The following is a 13,442-nucleotide window of genomic DNA, read 5'->3' as shown; positions in this document are numbered from 1 at the left end:
AGATTTGATCTAGCAATGCGTGAAACTCAATCGATAGATATCAATAGTGACATGGGGGAGTTTGGTGATAAGGTCACTTCCGGAGACGATGCGGTTCTTATGCCGTGGGTGAGTTCGGCCAATATCGCTTGCGGAGGACATGTGGGAGATATCCAATCGATGGCTCAGACGGTACTATTGGCCAAGACGCACAAGGTGAGAGTAGGTGCTCATCCTTCGTATCCTGATCGGCGGGGCTTTGGGCGCGAAGAGGTGGATATTAGTGAGGAAGCACTGATCGAGACGCTGGTGGAGCAGATTGGAGCTCTCCAAGAGCAAGCCGAGCGGCAAGGCATTCGGTTGTCCTATGTCAAAGCACATGGAGCCCTTTACAACCGGTCTGCTCAGGACCAAGATACGGCGAGAGCGTTGATCACCGCAGTACAAAGGGTAGATGCTGAATTGCCCTTGATGGGACTGGCAGCTGCTCCATTGGAGACATGGGCTGCAGCGCAAGGACTGTCTTACATTCGGGAGGCTTTTGTCGATAGACGCTATGACCAGAGCGGGGCTTTGATGTCACGTGCCGAGTCGAGTGCTTTGCTTACAGATCCTGCCTTGGCACTCGCTCAATTTCGAATATTGGTAGAGATGCAAGCAGTGAGTACGCCGACAGGTATGCTCATACCGATGGCTGCTGATACCTACTGTGTGCATGGTGACAATCCAGCCGCACTTCCTATTCTTATGGAAATTCATCGTTATTTGTCTACCACTCCGTATACCTTGTGTACATGGAGTTGATCGATGTGATACGATACGGTGATTCGGCGCTACTGGTGCAGTTTGAACAAAAAGTGGAGGTGAGGATCAATAGGGCAGTTCATGCGCTAAATCAATGGCTGCTACAGCAAGAGATTATAGGTGTACAAGGGACAATTCCCGCTTATTGTTCGTTGACAGTATGTTTTGATCCGACGTTGATTTCCTTTGCGGAGATGAGTCAACGAATAGTATCTTGGTCATACGAGGACCCGTCGACTCCTGAAACAAATCGAGTGGTGCGGATTCCTGTTTGCTATGAAGAAGAATATGCGATGGATATGTCTTGGGTGGAGCATTATACCCGACGGACCAAACAAGAAATCATAGACGATCATACCCACGCGATCTATCACACCTACATGATTGGTTTTTTGCCAGGATTTCCTTATTTGGGGAAATTGCCCGAGACTCTTCAAGTGCCTCGGCATTCCGAGCCGAGGCTCAAAGTACCTCGTGGCGCGGTAGGTTTGGCAGGGGATCAGACAGGTATTTACCCTTGTGCTGCGCCAGGAGGCTGGCAGATCATTGGGCAGACGCCTATTCCTCTTTTTGACGGAGTGTCGGGCAAGGGAGCTCTACTACAGGCAGGAGATCGAGTGCAATTTTTTGCAGTGAGCCCACAGGTATACCGTATGATTGCCAGAGATATAGAGTCAGGTAATTTCAATTTAAAGTCACTTTATGTCTGGTAAACTAAAAGTAATCTGCGAGAAGCCTGGGTTGTTTGCCTCCGTGCAGGACCAGGGACGGATGGGGTGCCAGTCCATGGGGGTCCCGATTGGAGGTGCCATGGACCGTGGAGCTGCCGCAGCTGCCAATGCCCTCGTCGGCAACCCTGTGGAGAGACCTGTACTGGAAATGACTTTGGTGGGACCCGTATTGCGTTTTGAAGGGAGCGGTAGTATCGCACTGGTGGGAGCGGATCTTTCGCCACAACTCAACGGTAAACCAATGCTGATGTGCGAGAGGGTGACGGTTGCTACAGGAGACGTGTTGCATTTTGGGAGGTGCGTGTCAGGGTGTAGGGCTTACCTGGCGATTGGGGGCAAGTGGGATGTGCCAGTCTGGATGGGGAGTGTCAGTCCCATGTGCGAAGGGGAGGCTGTTCCGGGCAAGTTGACTAAGGGTAGTGTGTTATCGATCGAGACGGTAGAAGGAGCTGAATTTTGCCGAAAGGTTGCACCCGAGCCATGGGTACCCGTACTCGGAGTGTATGAGGGACCAGAGTGTCATTTGCTCAATGTGCAACAGAAGAAAGCATGGACCAGTGTTACTCATGTGGTATCGAGTCATTCCAACCGCATGGGCTTGCGTCTCAAGACGAAATTGATTTTGGAAGAACCTATGGAGGTGATTTCGTCAGGGGTTTTTCCCGGGGTGGTACAACTTACACACTCGGGGCAGCCGATCATCTTGGGGATAGATGCGCAGACGACAGGGGGGTATCCGAGGATTGCTGTGGTGCAGAGCGAAGACTTGGATGTGTTGGCACAACTCAAGCCAGGAGATACCTTTCGTTTTGTCTGGTTGTAAAAATTGCCATCGTCCTGTTGCCTTATTCTTGGGGAGTATTTAATTTCAAATTTTGAAACAAAAGGAAGTGTAGTATGAAGCAAATATGGACAATACTTGGGTTGGGGTTGATTGTGTGGTCTTGTGGACAAAAACGAATAGTGACAGAAGATGTGACACTAGATGGCCTGCCCGAATATGCTGAAATTACGGATTACGAAGAGATTCCAGGATTGTCTCGTGCGACAGTGATGTTTGGCGATCGTGTGGAGGAGCAGGGCGAATACTACAAGGGCAAGCGCAACGGTACATGGACGGTCTATCATAGTAACGGGATGCCCAAATCAGTCACTTCGTATGTCGATGGAATCAAGCAGGGTGTGCATATCGAAATGAATCAGCAGGGAGATGTGACGCTCAAGGGGCATTTTGTCAATGGGGTGGAAAATGGTGAGTATGTATTGTATCAGAGGGGTAGAAAAGCAGAAGAGAGAAACTATACGATGGGAGTGCTCGATGGTGGCAAGAGAAAGTACTACACCAATGGCAAACTCATGGAGGAAAGTTTCTACAGTGGTGGAAAGATCCACGGGACCGCAACATGGTTTGATCAAGATGGTAATGTGACCATCCAGTATGAGTACAAAAACGGCGCATTGGTCAAAGAATAGGCAGGGATCGGTTTTGTCTATGAGATCATTCGCAAAAACGATAATCTAGCACGAACAATTTCTACTATATTTGCGTTTTGAAGGCATAATAAAAGCATTAAATATTAAATTTTATAATCATGGGTAACAAAGCAATTGAAATTACTGACAGCAACTTTGACGAAGTACTGCAATCAGATCAGCCAATATTAGTAGATTTTTGGGCAGAATGGTGTGGGCCATGTAAAATGATCGGTCCAGTAGTGGAAGAATTGGCTGGTGACTATGAAGGAAAAGCTGTAGTAGGGAAAGTAGATGTAGATGCTAATCCTGAAGTATCGGCTAAGTTTGGTGTGAGAAGCATCCCTACTTTGCTTGTATTCAAAAACGGGGAAGTAGTAGACAAGCAAGTAGGTGCAGTACCCAAAGGGGTATTGGCGGGTAAGATAGACGCGCAGCTATAAGCCTCTTGATACTCAAAAACATAGAAAACCCTGATCATTGGTGATCAGGGTTTTTCTTTTTATATACTTTTCTTATCTTCTCAAAAAAACACGATTATGAAAAACTACATGAAGTTGGCTTTGTTGTACATAGTGATAGGTGCATTTTTTATTTATTGGGCCATGACTCATTCTCCCAATGCTAGTCTAGGTACTATTGTTCGCAACGAGATCGGAGGATCCTATACGCTCAGTTCCAATTGGTACTACGCCATGTTGTTTGTAGGGGCTGTGTCAGCTGTCATAGGGGTGTGGAAACTCATAGTAAGAAAATAAAGCAATTCGGCTGACTGGTTTAAGGTCAGCCGAATCTATAGTTGGACTATTTGAGCGATATATCTTGAGTAGAGGATATGGATACAACAGACGCCTTGGGGTCGGTGATTACGTCTAATTTTTTTGTCTCCACGATGTAGTGGTCGAATTTCTCATTTACGAAGGGTGAGAGCACTTCGATGTTTTTGTATGTTTTGTTGCTTTTTTTTGGCACATCAAAGGTGTACAGTTCCATCGTGCCGATTTCCTCTTGATTTTTGTCGAGTAGATGGATCAAGAAGTCTACCTTTTGCAAATCATACTCCGACGCATTGTTGAGAGTGTATTCGATTTCGAGATTGTCCCATCCATATTTTTCCACTCGCTTGATGTCAAGGATTTCTATGTAGACATTGTTTTTGATCTGATATGCGTCGTAGGAGGTTATCTCTTGTGCATAGATAGTGGCAGTTGTCAATAGACTGAGGGCAATTAATCCTAATTTTTTCATGTTGTTTCTTTTAGCGGTGTGCTGTGCCACAATCCAAAAACCGTGTCAAAAATGAAATCCAGACCAAGATTGGCTTGCAATCTCGATGATTCGGCTAACTATGTCGTCTAGGCGTCAATGCCCTGTGTCGGAGATGGTTGTGCTTTCAGAGGTTGCAGTTTGTTCACTATGGTCCGAATGACGTCCTCATTCCAGAGCATCTTGTAATGTCCAGTATTTTGTATGATCTCTAGTGTAGCATTGTCCCAAGCATCGTGAACCGATCGGGCTTTGTCTATGTGAATGATCCTGTCAGATTGGTCGTGTATGATGAGCAAACCGTCGTGCTGTATCAGACTGCCTAGGGTGGAGACATTGACCCGATCGATGGGCTCCTGGATGAGGTTTTCGGTGATGGTGAGCAATTGCTCATAGGCCCGAGGGCTCAACCCGATGAAATTTGCGAATTCTTGGAATACATCAGTGATTCTGTCGGGAGTCGTGAGAAAAATCAGTTGATCCACAGTGTGACGGGTTTTGGACAGTGCATAGGTCGTGACTGCCGAACCAAAGGAATGTGCTACGACAGAAAATGGAGCTGTGGGTTGCAAGAATTCAATAACCTCCCGTAGTGCTTCGCTACACATCTTTAGGTTGGTACGCTTGAGTTTGGAGTAGCCATGAGCAGGGAGATTGAGTAGTACTGTATGGTACCCTGCTTCAGCAAGTGGGGTTGCGATACCAGATAGGCTAGCGGCGTTGGATTCCCAACCATGAACCATCAAGACCAGAGGTCCATCGATAGGCCCTAGACTGTAGCACCGTATGTCTTCGTGATACCAGGGCACGATGAAGCTGTTCGCTTGGTCAAAGAAGGGTAGCTCTTTTGGACGAATTTTTTTATTGATAGGAATTTGAAACAACCGAAAAGCTTGTTTTCCCGCAAGAGAGGGGGAGAGGGTGGACAAGACTTGGAAGTAGGGTTTGATGAATTTTTTCATGGCAATGTTAAAATATACCGATCGGTATAATGCTGTTTAAATTTTTTTATACTTTCATTTCTATGGCGATCATTTGATCGATATGATTCATCATGTCTACCATGTTTTGATTGGATTGGGTGATGATGGACAGAAATATGCTGCCTTGGATTTGGGCATAGATACGGTTGGCATAGGTAGTCGCGTCGATGGAGGCTTTGATACTGCCTTCATTTTGCGCCTGGAGAATGACATCTGCGATTCCTTGAGTCATTTTGCCTATGACCGACACGACACGTTGGTAGAGCACACTGTTATGGTTCATCGAATCCACACCGACATTGAGGACCGGGCACCCGCCATATTCTGAGACATGGTCGTAGTAGTTGCGATAGAAACTCGTCAGTGCGTGTAGCTTGTTCAAGCCAGTGTTTTCTTGATTGATAGCCTCTATTACAGGCCAAAGGCGGGATTTGACCGTGAAATTGAAGGCTTGTACGGCCAAATCTTCTTTGCTAGCAAAGTTGCCGTAGATTGCTCCTTTGGTTAGTCCTGTGGCTTTGGTGATATCGGACAGGCTCGTGCCCGTATATCCGTGCTTGTTGAAATATGGAGCTACGGTTTCGATGATGTACTCCGCTGTTTTAGCGGCTTTGGTAGTGACCATGCCACAATAGTAGTTAATATTCAAAATATACCGATTGGTATATTGCTGTTTTTTCTTATTTTTCTTTTACAAGAAAGCCCTATTTCCATATAGGAAAAGGGTAAAATATATTTGTGACAACTCAATGTATGACCTCATATGAAGCTAACTGGTTTACAACCGATAGAATGAAAAACTTGTTTCGCATTCCTTTCTGTTTAGTTCTCTTCGTGTGATGACAATATATCCCACCGCCGATGGTTTATATAGCTAATGAAAGTGATGCGCATACGGATGTGTAGCCATATACACGGAATTATAATATAGGAGCTTGCTTTGGAAGTTTGACTACTCATCTAGGCTCGACGACATTGGATTTGGTCAAGTATTAGATCCATATCGGATATGAGTGAAAGGTACTATGTCGTAACGAATTTTCTTATTTGAAAGATTACGCAATAGTACTATGCTCCTGCTCAAGGGGATCAAATATCTTTGTCATCGACCTAGTTGATACAACCTACCTATATAAAATAGAGTATACCAGAGGATGATAATGAAATACATAGGTCATTGGCTTTTAGTGCTTTGTGCAGCGATGGTGGTGAATCACCTGTCCTATGCACAAGTACACCCGTTGAGTAGTGAGCTTCTTCACTTTCAAAAAGAGGTCAAGAATCAACAGATGCATTTGACTTGGGATGTGGTAGCCAATTCGAGCATTCATCAATTCGTAGTAGAAATCAAGTCTGAACTGGATCATGAGTTTGTGGCTTTGACTACATTGGGTGCAAACCACTCTTGGAATCCCTATAGCTTCAAAGTCGATGAATTGGATACGGATTGTGATTATCGTCTCAAGTTGATCTCCGAAGAAGGTGTGGCATATAGCGAAGTGTTGACTGTCCATCGAGGAGTAGCCAATGAAGTGGTCGTCTATCCTAATCCCACCAATGGTAGCATACGAATCGCAGGGGATCTAATCCAGCACTATCAGCTGCTAGATGTACGAGGCAAAACCATACTCTCTGGAAACTCCCATAGCAATATGGAAGTAGAGATGATAGTCTCTGCTGAGTTGAAGCGAGCGCAGACGGGTATTTATTTTCTCAAAGTACAGACTGCACACGAACAGAAAACCATCCAAATTCGTCGAAACTAATTTTAAGGTTTTTGTTGTTTGTTTTGGATGAATTCATCCATACGCGAGAGCAATCTCCACCATTCGGATCCATCCTTTCTAAATTCACGAATCGCTCCAGCTCTGACCAGTATTTTGCGAAGTTCATCTTCTTCAAATCCACCTAGGTGCTTTTGGATGACCTCAAATGATCGATCTGTATAGGTCTTGTGGTTGAGGAAATGTTTGACGGTTTCTTCGGCCATAAATTCCGTTTTGTTTTCCATACGCAGTTTTTTGAGTTCGTGCTCAAACTGCTTTTTTTGGATGAGGTAAGTCATCATTCCACCCATGGCTGTGCCTATAAGTGCAGATAGTGCAGGTATCAACGTATCGATCATGGCCTCAATATAAGAGGAATCAGAGATTCTTGCCAGTTTGGGCTGCCTTGATCAATAGATTTCTGAAAGATGCCGTGTTGTACTTGGCCATCCCTTCTCGTCGAGCGATGATTCGTCCCTGAGGAGAGAGTACGTATGTCGTAGGTATGGACTGGCTTTGGAGTACCTGAGGTCTATGGGATTGCAGTTGATAGATAGGGAAGGTGTAGCCTTTTTTTTCTTTTAGCGCAATGGCTTTTGCAAAATCCTCATCGAGACTAATCATCACAAAATGTACGTCCTTGGAGTGTACTTCATTGTATAGGGCTTGGATGTCCGGCATCTCGGCCATGCATGGAGGACACCAGGTGGCCCAAAAATTGAGAAAGACTGTTTTCTGACGAAACGTATTGAAATCTACGCTTTGACCTGTTTCGTCGAGCAGGTGCATGTTGTAGTCTGCTTGCTCGAACCCTGAGGCATTGGTCGAAGGTTGGAGTAGCCTTGTCTCGATGATGATGCGTTGCAGAAAACTTGCGACATCCTTGTAGTACCCACTGACATACAGTCCTCCAAACAGTGCCACAATGAGCACCCATTCCTTTATTTCCTTTTTGATTTTCATGGCATTGTAGTCTTTAGCCCCTGTGGATAAATAGTTCAGAATTAATACAATTTCAAACGCAAAATAATTCCTCGAAGGACTTACTTTTGGCTCCCCCAAAATAAAAAATTGAAGAAAATATTAATCTAGATACATGAGTCAACAACATACCGCGATAATCGCTTCGGAATTAAACCTAACACCTTCCAAAATAGCAGCTGTGGTTGCTTTGCTCGACGAAGGAGCTACGGTGCCTTTTATCTCTCGATATCGAAAGGAAATGACTGGCAGTATGGACGAAGTGCAGGTTGGTGCGGTCAAAGAGCGGATACAGAAGCTCCGTGATTTGGACAAACGTCGTGAAGCTATCCTAAAGTCAATCGATGAACAAGGGAAGTTGACCCCCGAATTGAAGAAAAAAATAGAGGGAGCAGATACTTTGGCAGTGTTGGAAGACATCTATCTGCCCTATAAGCCCAAGCGAAAAACCAAGGCGACCATCGCAAGAGACAAGGGATTGGAACCACTGGCGCAGGTGCTCTTCAAGCAAGGGATGGAAGACCCAGAAGCAATCGCAGCACAGTATATTGACGAAGAGAAAGACGTCAAAGACATAGAGGCGGCTCTACAAGGTGCTCGTGATATCATCGCTGAGTGGACCAACGAAAACAGTGAAGTGAGAGCTTCGTTGCGTAAGCTGTTTTTGGAGCAAGGTATCGTCAAATCCACTGTCATGAAGGGCAAAGAAACGGAAGGGCAGAAATACAAGGATTACTTTGAGTGGGACGAACCGTTGAAGAAGATCCCTTCGCACCGATTGCTTGCTATGAGACGTGGAGAGAAGGAGATGATATTGTCTTTGGACATCTGTCCTGAAGAGGGCTTGGCGATGAAGGCCATCGAAGACAAAGTACTGACGGGGCAAAATGCCTGTTCGGAGCAAGTGGGTATAGCGATCAAGGATGCCTACAAGCGTCTTTTGAAGCCATCGATGGAGACCGAGTCTCGTGTCGAATCCAAGAAGAAGGCAGATGAAGAAGCGATAGCTGTATTTTCTGACAACCTGCGTCAGCTTCTCTTAGCTCCTGCTTTGGGTCAAAAAAATGTATTGGCACTGGATCCAGGTTTTCGTACGGGGTGCAAGGTGGTGTGCTTAGATAGACAAGGTAAGCTGTTGCAGTTTGAAGCGATCTATCCCAATCAACCGCAAAACCGAGTGAGGGAATCCAGTGCAGTGATCAAAATGATGGTGGAAGAACATAACATCGAAGCGATTGCGATTGGAAACGGCACGGCAAGTCGCGAAACAGAGAGTTTCGTCAGAGGGCTTGGTTTGAGCCCAAACATCATCATCGCGATGGTCAACGAAAGCGGTGCGTCGATATATTCTGCTTCTGAAGTGGCAAGAGATGAATTTCCAGATCAGGATGTCACTGTACGGGGTGCAGTATCCATCGGTCGGCGTATGATGGATCCACTGGCTGAGCTCGTCAAGATTGATGCAAAATCCATCGGTGTGGGGCAATACCAGCATGACGTGGATCAATCTGCACTCAAGGGATCGCTCGACGATGTGGTCGGGAGTTGTGTCAATGGTGTGGGTGTCGAAATCAACACTGCAAGCAAGCAGCTGTTGACTTATGTTTCGGGGCTGGGACCGCAGTTGGCAGAAAATATAATCAAACATCGTGAAGCCAATGGACCGTTTCAGAGTCGAAACGAACTGAAGAAGGTGGCTAGAATGGGAGACAAGGCTTTTGAGCAGGCTGCTGGTTTTTTGCGTATTCGCAATGGCGTCAATGTACTCGATCGCAGTGCTGTGCACCCAGAGCGCTACCCGCTCGTGGAGCGTATGGCTGCTGATCTCAATAGTTCTGTAGAGAGCCTCGTCTCAGACGCTGGACTCAGAGCCAAAATCAACCCCAAAAATTATGTGACCGAAGAAGTGGGGTTGCCTACACTGGAGGATATCATGAAAGAACTCGACAAGCCAGGGCGTGACCCTCGAGAGGAGTATGAAGTGTTCGCCTTCCAAGAAGGGGTCAATGAAATCAGTGATTTAAAAATTGGGATGAAACTGCCTGGTATTGTGACCAATATTACCAAATTTGGTGCATTCGTAGATGTGGGAGTACACCAAGATGGGTTGGTACACGTGAGTCATTTGTCGGACAATTTTGTCAGCGATCCTTCCAAAGTAATCAAGCTACAACAACAAGTAATGGTGACCGTGACGGAGATCAATGCCGCACAGAAGAGGATCTCACTTTCGTTGAAGTCAGACCCGTTTGGCAAGGCTCCAGCCAAGCGCAACGAGCGCAAGCAATCCAAGGCAGTAGAGCCGGAAGGTGATTTACAGGCCAAATTAGCTATGCTCAAAGGGAAATTTAATGGATAGTAGCTCGTTCATTGGGTATTCTATGGTTTTTCCTTCGAAAATCCATAATTTCAAGTTTTAAGAAAGAGACTAAATCTACCATACAGGTAGATTTAGTGTATAAATAGAAAACCTAGCTCAAGTATGTCAAATTATATCAAGTTCCTATTGATTGCCCTATGCGGGATGGCGAGCACGCAAGTGCAGGCTCAAAAACTGAAGTACAAGAACATCTTTGAACTCATCGAAGCGGGGGACTATGATACCGCGATTCCGATGACTAGGGAGTTTCTATCAGATGAGAAAAATGCTGATGAAGCCAATGCGAATCTGCAGATGGCCTTGTTTTATGATCGTCAAGTGAGCAACTATCACTTAATCGAAGACTCCACTGCGATACTCAAGGCGGCTGATTCAGCGTTGTATTTTTTGATGAAATCCAAGGACCTCATCGATGAGAAGGAGCTCAAGAAGAACGACGATTATTACCAAGCGTACTACCGTAGAGATTTGCGTACGGGAGAATTTGGGATCAAACTATCCGACGTGCAGCTTGATTTGGACAAGAAGATAGAGTCGACCAAAAACATCGTGGATTATGCCAGTGATATCTATAGCAATCTCTTCAAAATCAATGCATATAATACTTTTTGCATGAATACCTATACTGGTTTTGTGAAGCAATATCCTACGGTGAGTGAGTTCTACTTGAGGACAGGGCAGGATCAATTGGATCAGTTGGATGAGATGATCGCTCGTACGACGGATATTCGTGATGGATTTGAACGGGTGCGTCAGGCAGTGAGCATGACTGGGGCCAAGGGCTACAGTCCTGAGCTGACGTTCAAGGTCATCCGCACTTATGGGCAAGACGGCATGAGCGAAGTAGACTTTTTTGCCAATGACGTACAGGCTTGGGATTATGGTGTTTGGGCTGAAGAAAATTACTCTAAAATCAAAAGAGAAGTGCTCAGTATGAAGGCGGAATTGATCGAATTTGACAAGGAATTAAAGGCAGAGTACGAGTCCCTAAAGGGGTTGTATACGATGGATTTTTCATCACTCATCAAACAGACGAATCCAAGGCTTGTCAGCCAAATGAGGGAACTGGATCCGGATCCAATTCCGATCAAACTGTTTGATATCCAGATCAAAACCAATCAATACCAGTACATCACTACTCCACTCCAAAATGCCCGAATAGAGAATGAGGAGGACGTGGATTATCAAGTGATGATATCAGACAGTTTGTTGAGTATACTGGATCACATCGAGATGAATGCAGAGACTTTGGTAGAACCCTATGTGACAGAAGGGAAACTGAAGTATCCAGAATTGATAGAGGGAGAGTATGGAGGTGATTTTGGCTTGATCAAGCTGCGCCAAAAGATGGAATCTTTCGTCTCTTCGGCGCGTAGCAAGTGGGAAGATAGAAATCAAACATTTGTCACAAGGAGTCATTGGGGTGTGAGCCCTGATGGAGCAGATTCGTTGTATCTGCCGACAGCAGACGATATGGAAGCTCCCCGATATTTGAGTGATTACTATTCGGTCGCTACGCTCAAGGACGATTCGTCCAATACCTATGTGATTGGGTTGGAATTCAAAGGGAGTGTGGACGTAGGCTTCATTGCCAAAGTCAACAACGGACGATTGATTGAGTGGAAAGAGAATTTTGTTCTCAAAGGGATGAGCTATGACAAAGCAGACTTGTTGGTGTTTGGTGATTTTGTCCCGGCCCAAGAAGGACGCTTGACAGCATATTTGTACAGTGCAGACCCATCGGGTAGTAAGAACATGGTGGCCATTTCGATCGAGGAATCTGGCGAAATGAAGTGGTCCAATAGAATCAAAGTGCCGCGAAAGCCGGTAGACGTGAAAATGAATGATACGGTCAAAGAGACCATCTTCTATTTCGTGTCGGCCGATGAGATGGATAGTGTAGGCGATGGCGAAATGGCCTATTTGGTGATTGATAGGACAGGGAATGTCAGAAAGTAGAAGAATATACCGCACCCTGGTGGTGATTTTGCTGGGAGGGCTAGCCGCGTGTGCGCAAGATATTGAGACCAAATACAGCGTGGGGCAGGTCAATCACCTGCTCACAGCAGAAAATAGCAAAGAGTGGGAACGTGTCTATCGATCAGAGAACGGTAGCACCATCGATCTGGTAGATTGTATCGACTCCAATTCATTGGTTTTTGTAGAGGCAACCAAGGCAGATTCCGTGGTGATGTGGAGTCAGAGTTTTGATTGTGAGAATTCCGAGCAGCCTACTTTGGTTTATCAAGCCTACTACGAATTAGAGGAGGATGCCAAGGGGCAGTTTGAGGGGGTAATCGATTTGACCAATGAGCGTCTGCAGGATATCAATCAAATGGAAGTGCTTTATTTGACCTCTGAGTACTTGAGAATCGAATATTCTGAATCTGGAGTGAAAGTGGTAGAGGAGTATTCTTACGAATAGTCTACCTTTAGTTAAATCAAATCTGTAAATCATGCGAATAGCTCTGTTGTGTATAAGTGTAGTGACACTATTGACTTCTTGTAGTGGCGATGCTATCCGAGAATCTGGGGTGGACTTAGTGAACCAGTACGTCCGAGCCATCGAGGATAGAGACTATGCGGCGATGGATTCCTTGGCGAGTGATGCGTTCTACATCGTGGGGCCATCCGTGGGAGACACCCTCTTCAAGGAGGAGTTGATTAGCAACTGGCGCAACAACGATGGCGTGACTCGCTTGGAATTTACAAGTGTGAAAATCTCAGGAGTGACCCTGCCGTCCCAAGTTGAGTATGGGGATTGGATAGGTGAATGGGCTCTCGCTAAAATTACTTTCAAAGATTTCGATGGTCCCCCTGTGAGTGTATTGATGAGTACGTCGTTTTTGGTTCAAAATGGAAAAGTCTCTCGAGGATTATTGATCTATGATCGAGCAGATATCTATGATCAGTTGGGCTATTTGTTTTTCAAACCAAGCGATACACCATCGACACAAGAGGCAGATGAAGAGTAAACACGCGTGAAGCGAAGGAGGAGGTGTTTCGTCCCTGTTGGGGTTGAAACGGATGTCCTTTGCTGTCTTTTCATCTTCATGTTTATTGGTTTGTGTTGCCTATT

Annotated in this window: 16 protein-coding genes; 11 read left to right on the top strand and 5 right to left on the bottom strand. The window is 45.5% G+C overall.

All coding sequences use genetic code 11. The features are described from left to right. The first annotated feature begins 15 nt into the window (after positions 1-15). The 6 genes from pxpA to BFP72_RS11350 all read left to right on the top strand — a co-directional run bounded on the left by pxpA (position 16) and on the right by BFP72_RS11350 (position 3,745). A complete protein-coding gene (gene pxpA, locus BFP72_RS11375) occupies positions 16-783 on the top strand; it encodes a 5-oxoprolinase subunit PxpA (RefSeq protein WP_158233382.1) in 768 nt (255 codons plus the stop codon). Continuing rightward, positions 774-1,496, top strand: a complete 723-nt coding sequence (gene pxpB, locus BFP72_RS11370; protein ID WP_099599252.1) for a 5-oxoprolinase subunit PxpB — start codon at positions 774-776, stop codon at positions 1,494-1,496. Before pxpA ends, pxpB begins: the two co-directional genes overlap by 10 nt. After that, a complete protein-coding gene (locus BFP72_RS11365) occupies positions 1,486-2,337 on the top strand; it encodes a biotin-dependent carboxyltransferase family protein (RefSeq protein WP_099599251.1) in 852 nt (283 codons plus the stop codon). The genes pxpB and BFP72_RS11365 overlap by 11 nt, the downstream gene beginning before the upstream one ends. Positions 2,338-2,411: 74 nt before the next feature. Further along, positions 2,412-2,987: a toxin-antitoxin system YwqK family antitoxin gene (locus tag BFP72_RS11360; RefSeq protein WP_099599250.1), complete on the top strand. Its 576-nt coding sequence runs from the start codon at positions 2,412-2,414 to the stop codon at positions 2,985-2,987. A gap of 119 nt (positions 2,988-3,106) precedes the next feature. After that, a complete protein-coding gene (gene trxA, locus BFP72_RS11355) occupies positions 3,107-3,430 on the top strand; it encodes a thioredoxin (RefSeq protein WP_099599249.1) in 324 nt (107 codons plus the stop codon). A 96-nt stretch (positions 3,431-3,526) separates the two neighbouring features. Continuing rightward, entirely contained in the window at positions 3,527-3,745 is a 219-nt protein-coding gene (locus BFP72_RS11350; protein ID WP_099599248.1) for a hypothetical protein, read from the top strand. Between the two features lie 46 nt (positions 3,746-3,791). On the opposite strand, the gene BFP72_RS11345 is transcribed toward BFP72_RS11350, so the two are convergent. The 3 genes from BFP72_RS11345 to BFP72_RS11335 all read right to left on the bottom strand — a co-directional run bounded on the left by BFP72_RS11345 (position 3,792) and on the right by BFP72_RS11335 (position 5,885). Beyond that, positions 3,792-4,235, bottom strand: coding sequence for a hypothetical protein (locus tag BFP72_RS11345; protein ID WP_099599247.1), 444 nt, complete (start codon positions 4,233-4,235; stop codon positions 3,792-3,794). A gap of 107 nt (positions 4,236-4,342) precedes the next feature. Continuing rightward, on the bottom strand, positions 4,343-5,215 hold the full coding sequence (locus tag BFP72_RS11340) for an alpha/beta hydrolase (protein WP_099599246.1): 873 nt from the start codon (positions 5,213-5,215) through the stop codon (positions 4,343-4,345). 46 nt (positions 5,216-5,261) lie between these two features. Then, a complete protein-coding gene (locus BFP72_RS11335) occupies positions 5,262-5,885 on the bottom strand; it encodes a TetR/AcrR family transcriptional regulator (RefSeq protein WP_143520044.1) in 624 nt (207 codons plus the stop codon). Positions 5,886-6,396: 511 nt separating this feature from the next. Between BFP72_RS11335 and BFP72_RS11330 the strand changes: the two genes are divergently transcribed. Continuing rightward, positions 6,397-7,002 carry a T9SS type A sorting domain-containing protein gene (locus tag BFP72_RS11330; RefSeq protein WP_158233381.1) on the top strand — a complete coding sequence of 202 codons (606 nt, stop codon included), beginning with the start codon at positions 6,397-6,399 and terminating at the stop codon, positions 7,000-7,002. Between the two features lie 2 nt (positions 7,003-7,004). Here BFP72_RS11330 and BFP72_RS11325 read toward each other — a convergent pair whose 3' ends face one another. Together BFP72_RS11325 and BFP72_RS11320 are read right to left on the bottom strand one after the other, a co-directional pair. Beyond that, positions 7,005-7,361 carry a hypothetical protein gene (locus BFP72_RS11325; protein WP_099599243.1) on the bottom strand — a complete coding sequence of 119 codons (357 nt, stop codon included), beginning with the start codon at positions 7,359-7,361 and terminating at the stop codon, positions 7,005-7,007. A 19-nt stretch (positions 7,362-7,380) separates the two neighbouring features. Next, positions 7,381-7,965 carry a TlpA disulfide reductase family protein gene (locus BFP72_RS11320; RefSeq protein ID WP_255397197.1) on the bottom strand — a complete coding sequence of 195 codons (585 nt, stop codon included), beginning with the start codon at positions 7,963-7,965 and terminating at the stop codon, positions 7,381-7,383. A gap of 133 nt (positions 7,966-8,098) precedes the next feature. Between BFP72_RS11320 and BFP72_RS11315 the strand changes: the two genes are divergently transcribed. The 4 genes from BFP72_RS11315 to BFP72_RS11300 all read left to right on the top strand — a co-directional run bounded on the left by BFP72_RS11315 (position 8,099) and on the right by BFP72_RS11300 (position 13,338). After that, positions 8,099-10,342: a Tex family protein gene (locus BFP72_RS11315; protein WP_099599242.1), complete on the top strand. Its 2,244-nt coding sequence runs from the start codon at positions 8,099-8,101 to the stop codon at positions 10,340-10,342. Between the two features lie 123 nt (positions 10,343-10,465). Further along, positions 10,466-12,322 (top strand): hypothetical protein, encoded by a 1,857-nt coding sequence (locus BFP72_RS11310; RefSeq protein WP_143520043.1) that lies wholly within the window; start codon positions 10,466-10,468, stop codon positions 12,320-12,322. Then, positions 12,309-12,788: a hypothetical protein gene (locus BFP72_RS11305; RefSeq protein WP_099599240.1), complete on the top strand. Its 480-nt coding sequence runs from the start codon at positions 12,309-12,311 to the stop codon at positions 12,786-12,788. The genes BFP72_RS11310 and BFP72_RS11305 overlap by 14 nt, the downstream gene beginning before the upstream one ends. 31 nt (positions 12,789-12,819) lie before the next feature. Further along, on the top strand, positions 12,820-13,338 hold the full coding sequence (locus BFP72_RS11300) for a nuclear transport factor 2 family protein (protein WP_099599239.1): 519 nt from the start codon (positions 12,820-12,822) through the stop codon (positions 13,336-13,338). Positions 13,339-13,442: the final 104 nt, after the last annotated feature.

Source organism: Reichenbachiella sp. 5M10 (assembly GCF_002742335.1).
In the GTDB taxonomy this organism is placed as follows: Bacteria; Bacteroidota; Bacteroidia; order Cytophagales; family Cyclobacteriaceae; genus Reichenbachiella.
The sequence above is the reverse complement of the archived record's forward strand: the minus strand, read 5'-3'. Positions and strand labels throughout refer to the sequence as shown.